At 58.0% G+C, this 19,387-nt stretch carries 17 protein-coding genes; 2 read left to right on the top strand and 15 right to left on the bottom strand.

The features are described from left to right. Positions 1-12: 12 nt before the first annotated feature. From AC1RL4_RS05285 to AC1RL4_RS05260, 6 genes are all read right to left on the bottom strand, one after another. The gene (locus tag AC1RL4_RS05285; RefSeq protein WP_018928636.1) at positions 13-1,155 is read right to left on the bottom strand and encodes an ABC transporter ATP-binding protein; all 1,143 of its coding nucleotides are present in this window, start codon (positions 1,153-1,155) and stop codon (positions 13-15) included. Positions 1,156-1,216: 61 nt separating this feature from the next. After that, on the bottom strand, positions 1,217-2,314 hold the full coding sequence (locus AC1RL4_RS05280) for a polyamine ABC transporter substrate-binding protein (protein WP_019580561.1): 1,098 nt from the start codon (positions 2,312-2,314) through the stop codon (positions 1,217-1,219). Between the two features lie 238 nt (positions 2,315-2,552). Continuing rightward, positions 2,553-3,647: a polyamine ABC transporter substrate-binding protein gene (locus tag AC1RL4_RS05275; RefSeq protein ID WP_019580560.1), complete on the bottom strand. Its 1,095-nt coding sequence runs from the start codon at positions 3,645-3,647 to the stop codon at positions 2,553-2,555. A gap of 182 nt (positions 3,648-3,829) precedes the next feature. After that, entirely contained in the window at positions 3,830-5,194 is a 1,365-nt protein-coding gene (locus tag AC1RL4_RS05270; protein WP_018928633.1) for an aspartate aminotransferase family protein, read from the bottom strand. A gap of 72 nt (positions 5,195-5,266) precedes the next feature. After that, positions 5,267-6,625, bottom strand: a complete 1,359-nt coding sequence (locus AC1RL4_RS05265) for a glutamine synthetase family protein (RefSeq protein ID WP_018928632.1) — start codon at positions 6,623-6,625, stop codon at positions 5,267-5,269. Between the two features lie 38 nt (positions 6,626-6,663). Then, positions 6,664-7,440, bottom strand: a complete 777-nt coding sequence (locus tag AC1RL4_RS05260; RefSeq protein WP_019580558.1) for a gamma-glutamyl-gamma-aminobutyrate hydrolase family protein — start codon at positions 7,438-7,440, stop codon at positions 6,664-6,666. Positions 7,441-7,718: 278 nt separating this feature from the next. On the opposite strand from AC1RL4_RS05260, the gene AC1RL4_RS05255 reads away from it, so the two are divergent. Both AC1RL4_RS05255 and AC1RL4_RS05250 read left to right on the top strand, forming a co-directional pair. Then, the gene (locus AC1RL4_RS05255; RefSeq protein WP_018928630.1) at positions 7,719-9,095 is read left to right on the top strand and encodes a glutamine synthetase family protein; all 1,377 of its coding nucleotides are present in this window, start codon (positions 7,719-7,721) and stop codon (positions 9,093-9,095) included. A gap of 262 nt (positions 9,096-9,357) precedes the next feature. After that, positions 9,358-9,996 carry a TetR/AcrR family transcriptional regulator gene (locus AC1RL4_RS05250; protein ID WP_096479401.1) on the top strand — a complete coding sequence of 213 codons (639 nt, stop codon included), beginning with the start codon at positions 9,358-9,360 and terminating at the stop codon, positions 9,994-9,996. 135 nt (positions 9,997-10,131) lie between these two features. On the opposite strand, the gene AC1RL4_RS05245 is transcribed toward AC1RL4_RS05250, so the two are convergent. The 9 genes from AC1RL4_RS05245 to AC1RL4_RS05205 all read right to left on the bottom strand — a co-directional run bounded on the left by AC1RL4_RS05245 (position 10,132) and on the right by AC1RL4_RS05205 (position 19,158). Then, a complete protein-coding gene (locus AC1RL4_RS05245; protein ID WP_003229256.1) occupies positions 10,132-10,347 on the bottom strand; it encodes a TOBE domain-containing protein in 216 nt (71 codons plus the stop codon). A gap of 34 nt (positions 10,348-10,381) precedes the next feature. Next, the gene (ssuB, locus tag AC1RL4_RS05240) at positions 10,382-11,188 is read right to left on the bottom strand and encodes an aliphatic sulfonates ABC transporter ATP-binding protein (protein WP_096479400.1); all 807 of its coding nucleotides are present in this window, start codon (positions 11,186-11,188) and stop codon (positions 10,382-10,384) included. Further along, the gene (ssuC, locus tag AC1RL4_RS05235) at positions 11,185-11,967 is read right to left on the bottom strand and encodes an aliphatic sulfonate ABC transporter permease SsuC (RefSeq protein WP_204124161.1); all 783 of its coding nucleotides are present in this window, start codon (positions 11,965-11,967) and stop codon (positions 11,185-11,187) included. Before ssuC ends, ssuB begins: the two co-directional genes overlap by 4 nt. A 9-nt stretch (positions 11,968-11,976) precedes the next feature. Further along, positions 11,977-13,125, bottom strand: a complete 1,149-nt coding sequence (ssuD, locus tag AC1RL4_RS05230) for an FMNH2-dependent alkanesulfonate monooxygenase (protein WP_018928626.1) — start codon at positions 13,123-13,125, stop codon at positions 11,977-11,979. A gap of 25 nt (positions 13,126-13,150) precedes the next feature. Next, positions 13,151-14,116 (bottom strand): sulfonate ABC transporter substrate-binding protein, encoded by a 966-nt coding sequence (locus tag AC1RL4_RS05225; RefSeq protein ID WP_018928625.1) that lies wholly within the window; start codon positions 14,114-14,116, stop codon positions 13,151-13,153. A 101-nt stretch (positions 14,117-14,217) separates the two neighbouring features. Further along, positions 14,218-14,811, bottom strand: a complete 594-nt coding sequence (ssuE, locus tag AC1RL4_RS05220; RefSeq protein WP_019580553.1) for an NADPH-dependent FMN reductase — start codon at positions 14,809-14,811, stop codon at positions 14,218-14,220. A gap of 317 nt (positions 14,812-15,128) precedes the next feature. Beyond that, positions 15,129-15,767, bottom strand: a complete 639-nt coding sequence (locus AC1RL4_RS05215; RefSeq protein ID WP_230173267.1) for a peroxiredoxin — start codon at positions 15,765-15,767, stop codon at positions 15,129-15,131. A gap of 290 nt (positions 15,768-16,057) precedes the next feature. Next, the gene (locus AC1RL4_RS05210) at positions 16,058-17,428 is read right to left on the bottom strand and encodes an OprD family porin (RefSeq protein WP_230173265.1); all 1,371 of its coding nucleotides are present in this window, start codon (positions 17,426-17,428) and stop codon (positions 16,058-16,060) included. 398 nt (positions 17,429-17,826) lie between these two features. Next, positions 17,827-19,158 carry an OprD family porin gene (locus tag AC1RL4_RS05205; protein ID WP_019580551.1) on the bottom strand — a complete coding sequence of 444 codons (1,332 nt, stop codon included), beginning with the start codon at positions 19,156-19,158 and terminating at the stop codon, positions 17,827-17,829. Positions 19,159-19,387 lie beyond the last annotated feature (229 nt).

Raw genomic sequence — 19,387 nt, 5'->3', positions numbered from 1 at the left:
GTTTGCGCATGTTCATGAGCGAAGTACCACGCCGCTGTCGTCTTCCCACCACACGTAAACCTGGTCACCCCAGGTCGGGCGCTGGCCACGGCGCTCGGCGTTGGCGACGAAGGACTGCACCAGCTTGCCGCTCGGCAGTTCAACGTAGAACACCGAATGGCCGCCGAGGTAGGCGATGTCGTGCACCTTGCCGCTGGACCAGTTGTGTTCGCAGGTCGGCATTTCGGCCGTCACCAGCAGTTTTTCCGGACGGATCGCATAGGTAACGGACTTGTCCTGCACCGAGGTGCTGATGCCGTGACCCACGTAAATGTTGCGGTCCAGATCCTTGCAGGTGATCAGTGCATGGCCCTCGGCGTCGTCCACCACTTCACCTTCGAAGATGTTGACGTTGCCGATGAATTCGCAGACCAGGCGGCTGGTCGGGGTTTCGTAGATGTCGATCGGGCTGCCGATCTGGGCGATCCAGCCCAGGTGCATGATCGCGATGCGCTCGGCCATGGTCATGGCCTCTTCCTGATCGTGGGTCACCATGACGCAGGTTACGCCGACGCGTTCGATGATCTCGACCAGTTCCAGCTGCATTTGCGAACGCAGCTTCTTGTCCAGCGCGCCCATCGGTTCGTCGAGCAACAACAGCTTCGGCCGCTTGGCCAACGAACGCGCCAGGGCCACGCGCTGACGCTGACCACCGGACAACTGATGCGGTTTGCGCTTGGCGTACTCGCTCATCTGCACCAGCTTGAGCATCTCGGCCACGCGGGCATCGACCTCGGCCGTCGGGATCTTGTCCTGCTTGAGGCCGAAAGCGATGTTCTGCGCCACGGTCATGTGCGGGAACAATGCGTAGGACTGGAACATCATGTTGATCGGCCGCTCGTACGGCGGCATGTCAGTGATGTCTACGCCATCGAGGAAAATGCGCCCCTCCGTGGGCCGTTCGAAACCTGCCAGCATCCGCAGCAAGGTGGATTTGCCCGAACCCGAGCCGCCGAGCAAGGCGAAGATTTCGCCTTTCTTGATTTCCAGGGACACGTCGTCCACGGCAATCGTCTCGTCGAACTTTTTGGTGACCCGGTCGATTTTGACCAACACCTGTTTAGGTGATTGGTCGCCCTCGAGGGCTTTCTTATAGGCGCCGGAGGCAACTGCCATTTACGAAACTCCCAACAGAATTTGCAGTTCGCTCAACGTGGCGAACCTGGATAGTTTGACGCTATTTGCCCGACTTGACCTTGGTCCAGCTGCGCGTCATCAAACGTTGTATGTTCGGTGGCAACTCGATGGACACATACGTCTTGTCGAGGACCGCCTGTGGTGGATAAACCGATGCGTCGGTACGTATGGACTGCTCCATCAATTTGTCCGACCCGGGGTTTGGGTTGGCATAGCCGACGGTATCGCTGACCTTGGCAATCACTTCAGGCTTGAGCAAATAGTTGATGAAGGCGTGGGCTTCCTTGACGTTGGCCGCATCCTTGGGGATCGCCAGCATGTCGAACCAGAGTGCGCCACCCTCTTTTGGAATCGAGTAGGCGATGTTTATGCCTTTACCGGCTTCAGCCGCGCGTGCCTTGGCCTGGAAAATGTCGCCGGAAAAACCGATCGCAACGCAGATATCGCCGTTGGCCAGGTCCGCGATGTATTTGGATGAGTGGAAGTACGTCACATAAGGTCGCACCGCCAGCAATTTAGCCTCGGCCTTTTTGTAGTCTTCGGGGTTGGTGCTATTGGCGTTCAGGCCCATGTAATTGAGGACCGTGGGCATCATTTCATCGGCGGAGTCGAGGAACGCGACGCCGCAGCTGTGCAGCTTCTTGATGTTTTGCGGCTCGAACACCACATCCCAGGAATCGATCTTGTCGAGGCCCAGCACAGCCTTGATCTTGTCGACGTTGTAACCGATGCCATTGGTGCCCCACAGATACGGCACGGCATATTGGTTACCCGGATCGTTCTGCTCCAGGCGCTTGAGCAACACCGGGTCGAGGTTGGAATAGTTGCCTAGCTTAGACTTGTCGAGCTTCTGGAAAGCGCCAGCCTTGATCTGCTTGCCAAGGAAATGGTTGGACGGCACGACCACGTCGTAACCGGTACGCCCGGCCAGCAATTTGCCTTCCAGGGTTTCGTTGGAATCGAATACGTCGTAAATCGGCTTGATACCGGCGTCTTTCTGAAAGTCGGCCAGGGTGGTCTCACCGATGTAGTCCGACCAGTTATAAATATGCACCGTGCCGGTGGCCTGGGCACTGACGGCAAGCGTCAGCCCGGCGCCGACCAGCAGGGCATTGCGCAACAAAGAAAAAACAGGCAAGTGGAGGTCCTCTAAAATTAGTTGGGCCCAAGTTGCCCCGCGCTACATGACAGCCATGGCTGCCTGACAACAAAACCGGCGCGCAACTTACCCTCGAAAAACCGTTCCAGCAAACTTTATGAAGATCCTGTAGCAGCTGCCGCAAGCTGCATTCAACTGCGAAGCAGTTGTGCTGTCGAAAAGCGGAGGTCCTTCGGACCTCAACGCAGCCTTCGGCAGCTGCTACAGGGTTTATTACTTATTTACCGGATTTGATCTTGGTCCAGCTGCGGGTCAGTTCGCGCTGGGTTGCGGCTGGCAAATCAGCGATCGCATACAGCTTGGCCTGTACTTCAGGAGTCGGATAGATGCCCGGATCCGAAGTGATGTCCTTGCTCACATACTGGGTGGCTTCAGCATTACCGTTAGGGAAACGCACAGCGTTGGTGATGTCAGCCATTACTTTCGGTTGCAGCAGGTAGTTCATGAACTTGTAGGCCCCCTCGACGTTTTCCGCATCCTTGGGGATTGCGACCATGTCGTAGAAGCTGCCAGCGCCTTCTTTTGGAATGGCGTAGCTGACTTTCACCTTGTCACCGGCTTCGGCAGCACGGGACTTGGCTTGCTGGACGTCACCCGAATAGCCGACGGCTACGCAGATGTTGCCGTTGGCCAGGTCCGAGATGTACTTGGACGAATGGAAGTAGGTGATCGAAGGACGAATCTTGAGGAACAGTTCCTCGGCTTTCTTGATGTCTTCTTTCTTCTGGCTGTCGGTTGGCAGACCCAGGTAATGCAGGGCGACCGGCAGCATTTCGGTAGGCGAATCCAGGAAGCTCACACCGCAGCCCTTGAGCTTGGCAATGTTTTCAGGCTTGAGCAGGGTGTCCCAGGAATCGATCGTATCGACGCCCAGCGCAGCCTTGACCTTCGCCGGGTTGTAACCGATACCGATCGAGCCCCACATGTAAGGGAAGGCGTGTTTGTTGTCCGGGTCGCTGACAGAAACCGCTTTAAGCAGCGATTTGTTCAGGTTGCCGTAGTTGGACAGTTTGGACTTGTCCAGCTCCCGGTAGACCCCGGCCTTGATTTGCTTGGCGAGGAAGTTGTTCGACGGTACGACAACGTCGTAACCGGACTTGCCTGCCAGCAACTTGGCTTCCAGGGTTTCGTTACTGTCGAATACGTCGTACACCACCTTGATCCCGGACTCTTTTTCGAAGTTCGCGATGGTGTCCGGTGCGATGTAATCGGACCAGTTGTACACGTGCAGCACTTTATCGTCGGCCTGAACGGCGCCCGCCATCACGCCCATCAGGGACATGGCGAGGAGGGTCTTGCCAGTTATCTTCATACCTAATGCCTTCATGGGTAATGCTCCAGTTTTTCTTTTTAACCACGTGCTCAGCAGCCTGTTACAGGGCATCCGAACAACCGTTAGTCTGGCAAGATCCAAGGCAGGCTTTCAAGGAAAGCCCCATCCTTTGTTTGCACTGAGCGAAGTGCAGACATTGCACCTCGCTCAGAGCCTAGCACTTAGCCCTGCAACGCACTCAGGGTCAGGTCCAGGCACTTGCGCGCCTTGGTCACCAACTCGTCGATTTCAGCCGGTGTAATCACCAGTGGCGGAGCAATGATCATGGTGTCGCCGACCGCGCGCATGATCAGGCCGTTGTCGAAGCAGAACTGCCGGCAGATCATGCCGACGCCCTTGCCTTCGTAACGCTTGCGAGTGGCCTTGTCCTGAACCAGCTCGATAGCCCCCAACAGACCGACCCCACGCACTTCCCCCACCAACGGGTGATCGTTCAGTTCCCGTAGACGCTTCTGCAAATAAGGTGCCGTCTCTGCTCGCACATGCTCGACAATTTTCTCATCGCGCAGGATGCGGATGTTTTCCAGCGCCACCGCCGCGGCCACCGGGTGCCCGGAATAGGTGAAACCGTGGTTGAAATCACCACCTTCGTTGAGCACCTCGACCACATCGTCATGCACGATCAGGCCACCCATCGGGATGTAGCCGGACGTCAGGCCTTTGGCGATGGTCATCATGTGGGGCTTGAGGTCGTAGAAATCGGTACCGAACCACTCACCGGTACGACCGAAACCGCAGATCACCTCGTCGGCCACGAACAGGATGTCGTACTTGGCGAGGATTTCCTTGATGCGCGGCCAGTAGCTGTCTGGCGGAATGATCACGCCGCCGGCGCCCTGGATCGGCTCGGCAATAAAGGCACCGACGTTGTCGACGCCGATTTCCAGAATCTTCTCTTCCAGCTGATTTGCCGCCCAGATACCGAACTCTTGTGGCGTCATGTCACCGCCTTCACCGAACCAGTACGGTTGGGCGATGTGGACGATGCCCGGGATCGGCAAGTCGCCTTGCTCGTGCATATAGGTCATGCCACCCAGGCTCGCACCGGCCACGGTAGAGCCGTGATAGCCGTTCTTGCGACTGATGATGACTTTCTTCTTCGGCTGGCCCTTGATCGCCCAGTAGTGGCGAACCATCCGCAGCATGGTGTCGTTGCCTTCGGAACCGGAACCGGTGAAGAACACATGATTCATGCCTTCAGGCGCGATTTCAGCGATGACCTTGGCCAGCTCCAGCACCGGCGGGTGAGCGGTCTGGAAGAACAGGTTGTAATAAGGCAGTTCGCGCATTTGCTTGGCGGCGGCATCGGCCAGTTCATCGCGACCATAGCCGATCGCGACGCACCACAGACCGGCCATGCCGTCGAGGATCTTGTTGCCTTCGCTGTCCCAGAGGTAAACACCCTTGGCATTGGTGATGATCCGCGGGCCTTTCTCTTTCAGCTGCTTGAAGTCGCTGAACGGGGCCAGGTGGTGATCATTGCTCAGGGTTTGCCATGCACGGGTTTGCGGGTTGTTGCTGGTCATGCGAATTCTCCTTGGATTGCAGTGACGGCGCGACGTCAGAGGGCAATCACGCCCCTTGTCGCGCCCGGCGCATCAGACGGCGAAGAGCAGGAACTCCCGCTCCCACGAACTGATCACGCGCTTGAAGTTTTCATGCTCGGCCCGCTTGACCGCGACGTAGCCTGTGATGAATTTCTTGCCCAGATACTTTTCGATGGTCTTGCTGTTTTCCATGCGATCCAGCGCGTCTTCGATGGTTAATGGCAGGCGCAGATTGCGCCGCTCGTAACCACGCCCTACCACCGGGGCACTCGGGTTATGCCCTTCGAGCATGCCGATCAGGCCGCACAACAGGCTGGCGGCGATGGCCAGGTAAGGGTTGGCGTCGGCACCCGGCAGACGGTTTTCCACCCGACGGTTCTGCGGCCCGGCATCCGGCACCCGCAGGCCCACGGTGCGGTTCTCTTCGCCCCACTCCACGTTCACCGGTGCCGAGGTATCCGGCAGGAAGCGGCGGAACGAATTGACGTTGGGCGCGAACAGCGGCAGCAACTCAGGGATGAATTTCTGCAAACCGCCGATGTGATGGAGGAACAGCTGGCTCATGGTCCCGTCTTCATTGGAGAAGACGTTTTTGCCGGTCTCGATGTCGATGATGCTCTGGTGCAAATGCATGGCACTGCCCGGCTCGCCGGTCATGGGCTTGGCCATGAAGGTCGCCGCCACGTTGTGCTTGAGTGCGGCTTCTCGCATGGTGCGTTTGAACACCAGAATCTGGTCGGCCAGGGACAGGGCATCGCCGTGACGGAAGTTGATTTCCATCTGCGCGGTGCCGTCCTCGTGGATCAACGTGTCGAGATCCAGCTCCTGCAATTCGCACCAGTCGTAGACGTCTTCGAACAATGGGTCGAATTCGTTCGCCGCTTCAATGGAGAACGACTGGCGACCGGTTTCCGGACGACCGGAACGGCCAATCGGCGGTTGCAACGGGTAGTCCGGGTCATCGCTGCGCTTGGTGAGGTAGAACTCCATTTCCGGCGCCACGATCGGCTGCCAGCCGTGGTCGGCGTAGAGTTTCAGTACCTTCTTGAGCACGTTGCGCGGCGACAACTCGATCGGGTTGCCCTGCTTGTCGTAGGTGTCGTGGATCACGATGGCGGTGGGCTCGATGGCCCAGGGCACCAGGAACACGGCGTTCTGGTCGGGGCGGCAGACCATGTCGATGTCGGCCGGGTCGAGCAGTTCGTAATAGATGTCGTCTTCGACATAGTCGCCGGTCACGGTCTGTAACAGAACGCTTTCGGGCAGGCGCATGCCTTTTTCGGCGATGAACTTATTGGTCGGCGAGATCTTGCCCCGGGTGATGCCGGTCAGGTCGCCAATCATGCATTCGACTTCTGTGATCTTGTGGTCTTTCAACCAATCGGTGAGCTGGTCGAGGTTGTTACTCATAAATGCCTCTTAGGCTTGAGTTTCCTGACTTTTATAAGTCAGGCGTTGTTTGACGCATCGGCGTCGCGTTGTAGTGCGCGCTTGCGGCAGGCATCGCCAAATGCCTGGAAAATCGCAAGGTAGTCAGGATTCAAGCTTACCTGCCATTCGGGATGCCATTGCACGCCTAAAGCAAAAGCCTTGCCTTCGATCACAGAGACCGCTTCGATCAGCCCATCGGGCGCCACAGCTTCCACACGAAGGCCCGGCGCCAGCCGCTCGACGCCCTGACCATGAATCGAGTTGACTTGAATCTCGCTCGACAGACCCAGCCCCGCAAGTACACCACCCGGTTGGACGTGCACCGGGTGACTGGGGGCGTACTGCCCTTCGAGCGACAAGCTGTCGTCTTCACGGTGATCCATGAAGGGACCGGCCTCGTGGACCTTCTGATGCAGGCTGCCACCGAACGCCACATTCATTTCCTGGAAGCCGCGGCAGATACCGAGCACGGGAACGCCAGCCTCGACAGCGGCGCGGATCAGCGGGAGAGTGGTGGCATCGCGTGCAGAATCATGAGCAGTGCCTGGCGCGCTGGCCGGGCCGTTGTAGTGAAACGGTTCTATATTAGAAGGAGAGCCTGTAAAAAGAATGCCGTCCAGAGCGTCCAGAATATCGGACGGCGCCAGTTGATCTGCCAGGGATGGAAGAATCAACGGCAGGCCTTTGGCAGCTGAAGCCACGGCGCGTACGTATTTGTCGCCACTGATGTGATAAGCATGCAGACCGATCTGCTTTGAGCAGGCGGTGACGCCGATTAACGGCAGGCGAGACATGAAGCACCCCGGTATTATTGCTGTTATGGGTTTAAATCGAGCTTAGCCTTGTTCATTTTTTTACACAACACCCCCGTAAAAAATACAACACGGCCCGCTCAAGCCCGCGGGCGCCAAGACGTCAGAAGACAAAAATACGCCCCAAAGTGCCTCAAAAAAGCCTTGCGAGCGCTTTTTTAGGGCAAAAAAGGCCTCGCTTGACTTCGGCATGCCGTTCGGGTTGACTGGAATCTGAAAAGATCAATGATTGATATTTTTAACAACAAAGGTGTTGCATCATGTCGGTACCCCCGCGTGCCGTTCAGCTTAACGAAGCGAACGCGTTCCTTAAGGAACATCCTGAGGTTCTGTACGTTGACCTTCTGATTGCGGATATGAATGGTGTGGTGCGCGGCAAGCGCATCGAACGCACCAGCCTCCACAAGGTTTACGAGAAAGGCATCAACCTGCCGGCCTCTCTATTTGCTCTGGATATCAATGGCTCGACGGTGGAAAGCACCGGCCTGGGCCTGGACATCGGCGATGCTGACCGAATCTGCTATCCAATCCCCGACACCCTGTGCAATGAGCCCTGGCAGAAGCGCCCGACTGCGCAACTGCTGATGACCATGCACGAACTCGAAGGTGAACCTTTCTTCGCCGACCCGCGCGAAGTCCTGCGTCAAGTAGTGACCAAGTTCGATGAGATGGGCCTGACCATCTGCGCCGCGTTCGAACTGGAGTTCTACTTGATCGACCAGGAAAACGTGAACGGTCGCCCGCAACCGCCGCGCTCGCCGATCTCCGGCAAACGCCCGCATTCGACCCAGGTCTACCTGATCGACGACCTCGACGAATACGTCGACTGCCTCCAGGACATTCTGGAAGGTGCGAAAGAGCAAGGCATCCCTGCCGATGCGATCGTCAAGGAAAGTGCCCCGGCGCAGTTCGAAGTGAACCTGCACCACGTGGCCGACCCGATCAAGGCCTGCGACTACGCGGTCCTGCTCAAGCGTCTGATCAAAAACATCGCCTACGACCATGAGATGGACACCACCTTCATGGCCAAGCCTTATCCAGGCCAGGCGGGTAATGGTCTGCACGTCCACATCTCGATTCTTGATAAAGATGGCAAAAACATTTTTGCCAGCGAGGATCCCGAGCAGAACGCCGCACTGCGTCACGCGATCGGCGGTGTGCTCGAGACCCTGCCTGCGCAGATGGCTTTCCTCTGCCCGAACGTCAACTCCTACCGTCGTTTCGGCGCACAGTTCTATGTGCCGAACTCGCCGTGCTGGGGTCTGGACAACCGCACCGTGGCGATCCGCGTACCGACCGGTTCCTCCGATGCCGTGCGCATCGAACACCGTGTGGCGGGTGCCGATGCCAACCCGTACCTGCTGATGGCCTCGGTCCTGGCCGGCGTGCACCACGGTCTGGTCAACAAGATCGAGCCGGGCGCGCCCGTGGAAGGCAACAGCTACGAGCAGAACGAGCAAAGCCTGCCGAACAACCTGCGCGATGCACTGCGCGAGCTGGACGACAGCGAAGTCATGGCCAAGTACATCGATCCGAAATACATCGATATCTTCGTCGCCTGTAAAGAGAGCGAGCTGGAGGAGTTCGAACACTCCATCTCCGACCTCGAATACAACTGGTACCTGCATACCGTGTAAACGGTTACCGTAAAAACAACGCCGCCGGCCTTACCGCCTGCGGCGTTTTTTTATGGCCAACCACTAAACATTGTGGCGAGGGGGCTTGCCCCCGTTGGGCTGCGTAGCAGCCCCAGAACAGGCAATCTCGTTGTATCAGGGATACCGCGTTAGCTGGATTGGGGACTGCTGCGCACTCCAACGGGGGCAAGCCCCCTCACCACGGGGTATGGATCATCTCTGCGCTCTGCGTACAATGCCCGCTGCCCTGCAGGAGACTTCAATGACCCGACTCGCCACCCCACGCAAACCCCGCGCACGCAGCCAGGCCCGGATCGATTCGATACTCGATGCCGCCCGCACGCTGCTGGCCGCCGAGGGCGTGGCCAGTCTGTCGATCTACAGCGTCGCTGAACGCGCAGAGATCCCGCCCTCCTCCGTCTACCACTTTTTCGCCAGCGTCCCGGCCCTGCTCGAAGCCCTGACCGCCGACGTCCACGCCGCGTTCCGTGCTTGCCTGCAAGCGCCCATCGACCACCACGCCCTCAACGGCTGGCGCGATTTGTCGCGACTGGTGGAACAACGCATGCTCGACATCTACGGCGAAGACGCCGCCGCCCGCCAGTTGATCCTCGCCCAGCACGGCCTGACCGAAGTCACCCAGGCTGACCGCCAGCACGACATCGAGCTCGGCGACCTGATGCACAAACTGTTCGACCACCACTTCGAACTGCCGAAGCTGCCAACAGATGTCGATGTGTTTGCCCTGGCCATGGAGCTGGGGGATCGAGTGTATGCACGCTCGGTGCAGCAACATGGGCAGATCACGCCGCGCATGGCTGAAGAAGGGATGCGGGTGTTTGATGCGTACCTCGGGCTGTATTTGCCGCCGTATTTGCCCAAGCGTGCTGTTCCAGTCTGATTTTTTTGCTGTATTCACTGGCCCTTTCGCGAGCAAGCCCGCTCCCACATTTGATCTTCACCGAGCTCACTGATTCACGCGCATAAAAAACCCCGAAGGGCTCACACCCTCCGGGGTTGTTGTTGGCGCACGCACTTACAACTTGGCGATCGACACCTCGGTGGATTTCACAAACGCGATCACTTCGCTGCCGACCACCAATTCCAGCTCTTTCACCGAACGAGTGGTAATCACCGAAGTGACGATGCCGGAGGCAGTCTGCACGTCGATTTCCGAGAGGACGTCGCCGAGCACGATTTCCTTGATCGAGCCTTTGAACTGGTTACGAACGTTGATGGCTTTGATAGTCATGATGTTGATTCCTGTCGTTGGATGAGTTTTTACGTTATTGAGCCCAGCGCAATTGCGTGGGCAATGGTGAAACAGGTTCCGGTTCCGGCGGTTGGCCGGGTACCGACAGCACGCGGTTAAGCACTTCGGTTTCCAGCGCCGCCAGCCGATGGGAGCCGCGAACCCGGGGGCGCGGCAATTCCACTGCCAGGTCGAGACCGACTTCGCCCTCTTCAATCAGAATCACCCGATCGGCAATCGCCACCGCCTCACTGACGTCGTGGGTTACCAGCAACACGGTGAAACCGTGCTTCTGCCAGAGCCGTTCAATCAGTTGCTGCATTTCAATACGGGTCAGGGCATCCAGTGCGCCCAGCGGTTCGTCGAGCAACAGCAGGCGCGGTTGATGGATCAGCGCGCGGGCCAGGGCCACGCGTTGCTTCTGGCCACCGGACAGCGCCGCCGGCCATTCGTGGGCGCGGTCCGCCAGGCCGACCGACTCCAACGCGTCCAGCGCTTGCGGCCGCCAGTTGCCCTTGAGCCCGAGACCGACGTTGTCGATGACCTTCTTCCACGGCAGCAACCGCGCTTCCTGGAACATCAGCCGGGTGTCTTCCCGGGCGGCACTCAGCGGCGCGGAGCCAGCAAACAACTCGCCAGCCGTGGGCTTGTCGAGACCGGCGAGCAAGCGCAACAAGGTGCTTTTGCCACAACCGCTGCGCCCGACCACCGCCACAAACTGCCCGGCAGGAATATGCAGGTCGATTTCACGCAGCACTTGCCGCGAACCGAAGGTCTTTTGCAGCTTGCGCACTGCCAGCGGAATTCCGCGCAGCAGGCGTGGAGGTTGTTGAGCCGTCATGCGGCACCTCCCTTGGCAACCTGATAGGCCGGATGCCAGCGCAGCCACACGCGTTCAAGTCCACGGGCCGCGAGATCCGCGAGTTTGCCGAGCACGGCATACAAAAGAATCGCCAGCACCACCACGTCGGTCTGCAAGAACTCCCGGGCATTCATCGCCAAGTAACCGATGCCGGCGCTGGCAGAGATGGTTTCGGCGACGATCAAGGTCAGCCACATGAAGCCCAGGGCAAAACGCACACCGACCAGAATCGAAGGCAGCGCACCCGGCAGGATCACCTGACGGAACAGGCTGAAACCGGACAGGCCATAACTGCGGGACATTTCCACCAGCGCCGGATCGACGTTGCGGATGCCGTGATAAGTGTTGAGGTAGATCGGGAACAACGTGCCCAACGCCACCAGGAAAATCTTCGCCGACTCATCGATGCCGAACCACAGGATCACCAGCGGAATCAGCGCCAGGTGCGGAACGTTGCGGATCATCTGCACCGAACTGTCGAGCAGGCGCTCGCCCCACTTCGACAGGCCGGTGATAAAGCCCAGCGCCAGGCCAATGCCGCCACCAATGGCGAACCCGAGCGCCGCGCGCCAGCCGCTGATAGCCAGGTGAGTCCAGATTTCACCGCTGCGGAACAGGCTCACACCGGCTTCAATCACCGCGATGGGCGCCGGCAGAATCCGCGTCGACAACCAGCCCTCCGACACCGACAACTGCCATACCGCCAGCAACAGAATCGGCAACACCCAGGGTGCGAGGCTGTGGATAGTTTTCTTCATGGCCACGCCTCAGCTCTGGGACGCGGCTTTGGGAAGAATGTCGTTGGCCACCATCTCGCCGAACGGGCTGACGTAACCGGCGCTTTTCGGCAGTTCCGGGCGCTCGATGTCCAGGTGCGGGAACAGCAACTCGGCCACCCGATAGGATTCTTCCAGGTGTGGATAACCGGAGAAGATGAACGTATCGATGCCCAGATCGGCGTATTCCTTCACCCGAGCGGCCACGGTCGGACCATCGCCGACCAGCGCCGTACCGGCCCCGCCGCGCACCAGACCGACACCGGCCCAGAGGTTGGGACTGACTTCCAGGTTGTCGCGACTGCCGCCATGCAAAGCGGCCATGCGTTGCTGGCCGACCGAATCGAAACGCGCCAGAGAAGCCTGGGCGCGGGCAATGGTGTCATCGTCCAGATGAGAGATCAGTCGATCCGCCGCTTGCCACGCCTCGGCGTTGGTTTCGCGAACGATCACATGCAGGCGAATACCGAAACGCACGGTGCGCCCGAGCTTCGCGGCTTTGGCGCGAACCTGTGCGATTTTCTCGGCAACGGCGGCCGGTGGCTCACCCCAGGTCAGGACCATTTCGACCTGCTCCGCCGCCAGATCCTGCGCCGCTTCCGACGAGCCGCCGAAATACAGCGGCGGACGCGGTTGCTGGATCGGCGGATAGAGCAACTTGGCGCCCTTCACGCTGATGTGCTGACCGTCGTAATCGACGGTTTCGCCTTCCAGGACCCGGCGCCAGATGCGGGTGAATTCCACCGAGGCCTGATAGCGCTCTTCGTGACTGAGGAACAGACCGTCGCCGGCCAGTTCTTCCGGATCGCCACCGGTGACCAGGTTGAACAGCGCACGGCCGCCGGACAGACGATCCAGGGTCGCGGCCTGACGCGCCGCCACCGTCGGGGAAATGATCCCGGGGCGCAGGGCGACGAGGAATTTCAAACGCTGGGTCACCGGGATCAGCGAGGCAGCCACCAGCCACGAATCTTCGCAGGAGCGACCGGTGGGAATCAGCACCCCGCCGAAACCCAGACGATCCGCCGCTTGCGCGACTTGTTGCAAGTAACCGTGGTCGACGGCGCGAGCGCCTTCGGCGGTGCCAAGGTAATGGCCGTCGCCGTGGGTAGGCAGGAACCAGAAGATATTGAGGCTCATGGAGTAGTCTCCTTGGGGAATCGGATTACGGCGCTTTGGCGACGGCTGCCGGTGGCGTCCAGATCACGTCCTTGATACTCAAGGGCTTGGGAATCAGCTTGAGTTGGTAGAAGCTGTCGGCGATTTTCTGTTGGGCGGCGACCACCTCAGGGGTCAGGAACAGCGCGCCGTAGCCCTGGCGCTTCACCGAAGTCAGGGTGATGTCCGCCGGCAGGCCGAGCAGTGGCGAAACCTGTCTGGTTACGTCCTCGGGATTGGCCCGGGACCATTCACCGACCGCGCGCACTTCTTCCACCAGGGTTTTGATCACTTGAGGATTTTTCTGCGCATAAGGCTTGGTCGCCAGATAGAACTGATGGTTGTCGACGATGCCTTTGCCATCGCGCAAGGTGCGCGCTTGCAGTTGCTGTTCGGCGGCAGCCTGGTACGGGTCCCAGATCACCCAGGCATCGACACTGCCGCGCTCGAATGCGGCGCGGGCATCGGCGGGCGGCAGGAACACGGTCTGGATATCGGTGTATTTGAGGCCGGCGTCTTCCAGCGCACGCACCAGCAGGTAGTGCACGTTCGAGCCTTTGTTGAGCACGACTTTCTTGCCCTTGAGTTCCTGCACCGATTTGATCGGCGAGCCCTTCGGCACCAGGATCGCTTCGCTGTGGGGCGCTGGCGGTTCATAAGCGACGTAGAGCAGATCGGCGCCCGCGGCCTGAGCGAAAACCGGAGGCGTTTCGCCGGTGACGCCGAAGTCGATGGAGCCGACGTTCAGGCCTTCAAGCAGTTGCGGGCCGCCGGGGAATTCCGTCCATTGCACGTCCACGCCTTGGGCGGCGAGGCGTTTTTCCAGAGTGCCTTTGGCTTTGAGCAGCACCAGGGTGCCGTATTTCTGATAGCCGATTCGCAAAGTCTCGGCTTGGGCTTGAGTAATGACGCCGAAGGACACAGCCGCAGCAAACAGAGCGACCAGACCACGACGCAAAATGACAGGGCGCATGGCGCTCTCCTTTTTGCAGTTGGGTTTTGGCTGCACCTGCTTGCCCGTTAGCGGGCCAGTAAGGTGAGTACTTCAAATTCAGATGTTGCTTGAGGGCTGGCTTAAATGCTCCAGCGAGCACTCAACAAACGTTCGTTCAACAGGTTCGGATCGAGCGGCTTGGGCCGGCGAGCCATGGCGCTGTAGAACAGCTCCAGCGATTCATTCAGTCGTTGTGCAAGCTCGGGAGCCAACTGCGCCTGGGTGCTGCCTTCGCCGTAAGCGATCTGACTGTCTACGGCGAAAATCCCGTGGAGCATTTCCTGGGCCTTCAACGCCGACAGCACTGGCTTGAGCGCGTAATCCACCGCCAACATGTGGGCGATGCTGCCGCCGGTCGCCATTGGCAGAACCACTTTGTGGGCCAGAGCGCGCTCGGGCAGCAAATCCAGTACGGTTTTCAACGCGCCGGAGAACGAGGCTTTGTAAACCGGTGTGGCGATGAGCAGGCCGTCGGCGTTATCAATCTGTTGCAACAGATCGATCACCTTCGGGCTGTCGAAACGGGCATGCAGTAAATCTTCAGCCGGGAAGTCCCGTACCTGGTAACTCACCACTTCCACACCTTGCTCTTGCAACCAGCGTTTGGAGCGCTCCAGCAACACCCCGGAACGGGAGCGTAGGCTGGGGCTGCCACCGAGTGAGACGACCAGCATTCAGACAATTCCTTGAGCGGTGTTGGCGATTCGCAGCTTGCGATCTCGCATCGATGAAATGACCTTAACAGGTGATTTATATATCCATAAATCATATTTATTCATTTAGTTATAGCTTAAATGAATATACTGTTCGTCTTTTTCCAGACAAAAAAACAGGCCGTCGAAACGGCCTGAAAATCCCCTGCTTTGTAAATCTACACAGCCCTTGTAGGAGCGAGCGGTGCGGCGATCCGACTTGCCCGCGAAGGCGTCATCCCTGACGCTAGAAAGACCGAGGCGTTCGCTTCGCGGGCAAGCCTCGCTCCTACAAAGGTTCAGCGATTCGGCTGCGGCGTCAGCCGCAGGTACGGTTTCACCGCACGGTAACCCTTGGGAAAACGTCGCTGGATTTCATCTTCGTCCTTGAGCGACGGCACGATCACCACCTCATCACCGTCCTGCCAATTGGCCGGGGTGGCCACCTTGTAGTTGTCGGTGAGCTGCAGCGAATCGATTACCCGCAGAATCTCATTGAAGTTACGGCCGGTACTCGCCGGGTAAGTGATGGTCAGCCGAATCTTCTTGTTCGGATCGATCACGAACAATGAGCGCACGGTCAAGGTGTCGTTGGCATTCGGATGGATCAGGTCGTAAAGGTCGGACACTTTACGGTCCGCATCGGCGAGGATCGGGAAGTTGACGATGGCGCTCTGGGTTTCGTTGATGTCCTCGATCCACTTGTGATGCGAATCCACCGGGTCCACGGACAGAGCAATGGCTTTGACGCCGCGCTGGGCGAATTCATCCTTGAGCCTGGCGGTGAAGCCCAGCTCGGTGGTGCACACCGGCGTGAAGTCCGCCGGGTGGGAAAACAGCACGCCCCAGCTATCGCCCAGCCATTCATGGAAACGGACGGTGCCGGCGCTGGAATCCTGTTCGAAATCGGGGGCGATATCGCCAAGTCTGAGGCTCATGGTGCTGCTCCTGGTGAGTGCTTGTTGAGCTCAACTGTGCCTGCGTTCCTATTTAATTAAAAAGAATAAATATCAATTTATTTAGATCATAAAGAAATATTAAAGATCTGTTCACTGGACCTGATCCACCATCGGGACGAACATCGATCCCAAGGTTCGAGAAGGCCTTGAGTTGTTGCAAAAAGGGAACTTCAAGGAGGGTTTACGGGGGTGAGCCCGCCTTGAAAACGCAAAAGCCCCGCCCGGCGTAATGCCGGGCGGGGCTTTTTTTGTCGGTTACGCGAGCGCTATTACAACAGCGGGATCGAGTAACTGACGATCAGACGGTTTTCGTCCTGGTCGCGCTGACCCGGAACGTCGTTGCGCCACATGGCGTTTTTCCAGGTGAGGCCCAGGTTTTTCAACGGACCTTCTTGTACTACGTACGCCAGGGTCAGGTCGCGTTCCCACTCGGAACGGCCAGTTGCGTTGACGCTTTTCTGAGCAGCCCCCACTTTACCGGTAGTGTCGATGTCATCACCACGCAGATAAACCATGCCCGCAGTCAGACCTGGGACGCCGACTTTGGCAAAGTCGAACGCGTAGCGAGCTTGCCAGGTACGTTCGCCAGCACGGGCAAACTTGGCGATCTGGCTGTCGGTAGTCAGGTAAGCCGACGAGCCATCACCTTGGTTCAGCCAAGGGAAGTCGCTGTTACCGTTGCTCACCTGGTAACCACCACCGAAGGTGTGACCGGCAACCGAGTACAGGAAAAGACCGCTATACAGGTTGTTGTCGACTTTACCTTTGGTAATGCCGGTGCCGTAGTCGCCTGTTGTGAAATAGGCGGAGTCATGACCGTTGGCGCCATCGTCACGGCTGTTGAAGTAACGGAAGTCAGACTTCAGTACACCCGGACCAATCGACCAGTTGTGAACCAGACCCAGGAAGTGCTGCTTGTAGAAATCTTCCAGGTTGCCGTAGTAGTACTGGGCAGTCAGGTCTTTGGTGATTTTATAGTCGCCGCCGCCATAGATGAACTTGTTGCTGTCACGACCGGCAGCAGTGTGAGCGTTGGCGCCAGCGATCGACAGCTCTTCGTTATTGCTGGAGTTACGGCCCTTGGCGTGCTCGATCTGACCGCCGACCAGTGTCAGGTCTTTGATTTCGTTCGAGGTGATCTGACCGCCCTGGAAGGTTTGCGGCAGCAGACGACCGTCGTTGGTCACGATCACCGGCAGTTTTGGCTGCAGGGTACCCAACTTCAATTCGGTCTGGGAAATCTTGGCTTTGGCAGTCAGGCCCAGGCTGGAGAAGTTATCAACCGCTTTGCCGTTGGACTCACTTGGGAAAACAGTGCCGCCGTAAGAGGTAGGAGTTGCGCCGTTGGTGCCGCCACCCGAATCCAGACGGACGCCCAGCAGGCCGATGGCATCAATACCAAAACCAACGGTGCCTTGGGTGTAGCCCGAGGTGAAACGCAGATCGAAGCCTTGGCCCCACTCTTCGTTTTTGCTCTGAACATTGGAAGCAGTTCTAGCTGCCGAATCACGGTTATCAGTGTTGATGTAGAAGTTGCGCAGCCCCAATGTAGCCTTGCTGTCTTCGATGAAACCGGCGGCGCCTGCCTGCTGCGCCAAAACCCCTACGGCCACAGCCAGGGCCAAGGTGGACTTGTTCATTGTTTCGCTCCTCTCATTTCTAATTCTGGGTTCCTGGTCCTGGTCGAGTGCCCGGATCCAAAGATGCGCAATGAGCGCCGGGTGGTCAGCCCCCCTTGTTTTTGCCGACATGACAAACCAAAAGATTTACCGCGGTATTTTTTAATGCCATTTAGGCATATATATCCATGCCGGGACTCAAGGTATCGGCTCATGAACCAATTCCTTGATCTTCAAAGTCGGGGGGTGCTGAATCCGATACTCGCGTTGCTGCCAATGAGTACCTGATGGATTCATTTTATAGACTTGGGCAAAAAACAAAAAAGAATAAATAATCAATTGAAGCTATTTTTTTGGAATATCAAAAAATACGCAAAAAAAAAGCCCCGCCAACAGGCGGGGCTTTTTTTTGAGGGTTATTACAGGAAGCTGTAGGTGTAGTTGAAGATCAGACGGGTCTGGTCAACATCAGGGTTGTTGGTGACTTCACTGCCACGGTAGACGCCATTACGCAACGTCACGCCGAAACCTTTGAAGCTGCCCTGTTGGATTGTGTAGTCAATCCGCATGTCGCGTTCCCACTCGGACCCATCAGGACCACGGCCATTCGTTGCTTTGATGTCATCGCCATGCAGATAGGCAATCGAGGTTTTCAAGCCCGGCACACCCAGCGCAGCGAAGTCATAGGAGTACTGACCGAAGGTGGTGTTTTCACCGGCACGAACGAAGCCGTTGATCATGGAGTCGGTGAACAGGTAGAAGCTGGCACCACCGTTCCCTTCCAAACGACCATTGCCATCAACCACGCTGCCCTGGTTCAGGTAAACGAAACCGCCGTCATCGCTGACGCGCTGGTGACCGACCAGGAAGGCGTTGCCACCCAGGGTGTAGGTGAACATGGCGCTCCAGGTCTTGTTATCGACCTCGTTCGGCTTGCTGGCATAACCGTTATTGTTGTTGAAATGATAACCGGCATCACCGTTCTTACCGTCTGAGCTGCTGTCGAAATAGCGCAGATCGGTCTTGAAGGACTGGTTGGCATCGATCGGAAAGACGTGGACCAGGCCGAGGAAGTCCTGCTTGTAGTAATCTTTCAGGTTCGAGTGGTAGTACTGCAGGGTGAGGTCTTTGGTGACCTTCCAGTCTGCACCGGCATAACGGAACTGGTTGCTGTCCTGAGTACCGCCAGCCACAGCCAGGCCAGTAGCGTTTGACGAGGCGCGACCCGCCGAGTGTTCCAACTGACCTGCGTTGAAGGTCACGTTGTCGATTTCCTTCGAGGTGATGGTGCCACCCTCAAAGGTCTGTGGCAGCAGGCGGCTGTCATTCGCTACCAGAATCGGCAGGTTAGGCTGCAGAGCGCCACCCAGGTGGGCCTCGGTCTTCGAGAAACGTGCCTTGACGTTAGCCGCCGCGCGGCTCCACTCGTTCACGGCCGAGCCATCGGTATCGCTTGGGAAGAACGTGTTGTTGGCTGGGTGGTGACCCTTGCCACCGTCCAGATGGATACCGACCAAGGCCTGGGCGTCGATACCGAAGCCGACAGTACCTTGGGTGAAACCGGACAGGTAATCGAACTTGAGGCCTTCAGCGGTCTCTCTCTGATCCGCGCCGCCTTCCCGGTTGTCGTTATTGAAATACATGGTCCGGGAACTGACGGAAGCCTTGCTGTCTTCCAGGAAACCCGCTGCGCCTGCCTGCTGCGCCAAAACCCCCACGGCCACAGCCAGGGCTAAGGTGGACTTATTCATGTTTCGCTCCTCTCGTTTTCTAATTTTTGTGTTCTTTGGTCTTGGGTCGAAAGCCCTGGATCCACAGATGCGCGATTAGCGCCAGACCGTGACTACCAAGTCAATCGTAACCATGTATGTCTACGACCAAGGTCTAACGTCGAATATTGAGTCCCTGCCGGCGGCTCATCGAACCGGACATGACGGCATTGGCCCAAAAGCTAATTCCTAAAGGGTATTTACCAGCCTT

It is taken from the genome of Pseudomonas sp. GW822-FHT07A10 (genome assembly GCF_058798795.1).
This window is presented reverse-complemented; position numbering and strand designations above follow the sequence as displayed.

Coding starts and splice junctions, on each gene's coding strand:
- AC1RL4_RS05285 (WP_018928636.1), bottom strand. CDS start 1,155: ATGGCAGTTGCCTCCGGCGCCTATAAGAAAGCCCTCGAGGGCGACCAA.
- AC1RL4_RS05275 (WP_019580560.1), bottom strand. CDS start 3,647: ATGAAGATAACTGGCAAGACCCTCCTCGCCATGTCCCTGATGGGCGTG.
- AC1RL4_RS05270 (WP_018928633.1), bottom strand. CDS start 5,194: ATGACCAGCAACAACCCGCAAACCCGTGCATGGCAAACCCTGAGCAAT.
- AC1RL4_RS05265 (WP_018928632.1), bottom strand. CDS start 6,625: ATGAGTAACAACCTCGACCAGCTCACCGATTGGTTGAAAGACCACAAG.
- AC1RL4_RS05260 (WP_019580558.1), bottom strand. CDS start 7,440: ATGTCTCGCCTGCCGTTAATCGGCGTCACCGCCTGCTCAAAGCAGATC.
- AC1RL4_RS05255 (WP_018928630.1), top strand. CDS start 7,719: ATGTCGGTACCCCCGCGTGCCGTTCAGCTTAACGAAGCGAACGCGTTC.
- AC1RL4_RS05250 (WP_096479401.1), top strand. CDS start 9,358: ATGACCCGACTCGCCACCCCACGCAAACCCCGCGCACGCAGCCAGGCC.
- AC1RL4_RS05245 (WP_003229256.1), bottom strand. CDS start 10,347: ATGACTATCAAAGCCATCAACGTTCGTAACCAGTTCAAAGGCTCGATC.
- ssuB (WP_096479400.1), bottom strand. CDS start 11,188: ATGACGGCTCAACAACCTCCACGCCTGCTGCGCGGAATTCCGCTGGCA.
- ssuC (WP_204124161.1), bottom strand. CDS start 11,967: ATGAAGAAAACTATCCACAGCCTCGCACCCTGGGTGTTGCCGATTCTG.
- ssuD (WP_018928626.1), bottom strand. CDS start 13,125: ATGAGCCTCAATATCTTCTGGTTCCTGCCTACCCACGGCGACGGCCAT.
- AC1RL4_RS05225 (WP_018928625.1), bottom strand. CDS start 14,116: ATGCGCCCTGTCATTTTGCGTCGTGGTCTGGTCGCTCTGTTTGCTGCG.
- ssuE (WP_019580553.1), bottom strand. CDS start 14,811: ATGCTGGTCGTCTCACTCGGTGGCAGCCCCAGCCTACGCTCCCGTTCC.
- AC1RL4_RS05215 (WP_230173267.1), bottom strand. CDS start 15,767: ATGAGCCTCAGACTTGGCGATATCGCCCCCGATTTCGAACAGGATTCC.
- AC1RL4_RS05210 (WP_230173265.1), bottom strand. CDS start 17,428: ATGAACAAGTCCACCTTGGCCCTGGCTGTGGCCGTAGGGGTTTTGGCG.
- AC1RL4_RS05205 (WP_019580551.1), bottom strand. CDS start 19,158: ATGAATAAGTCCACCTTAGCCCTGGCTGTGGCCGTGGGGGTTTTGGCG.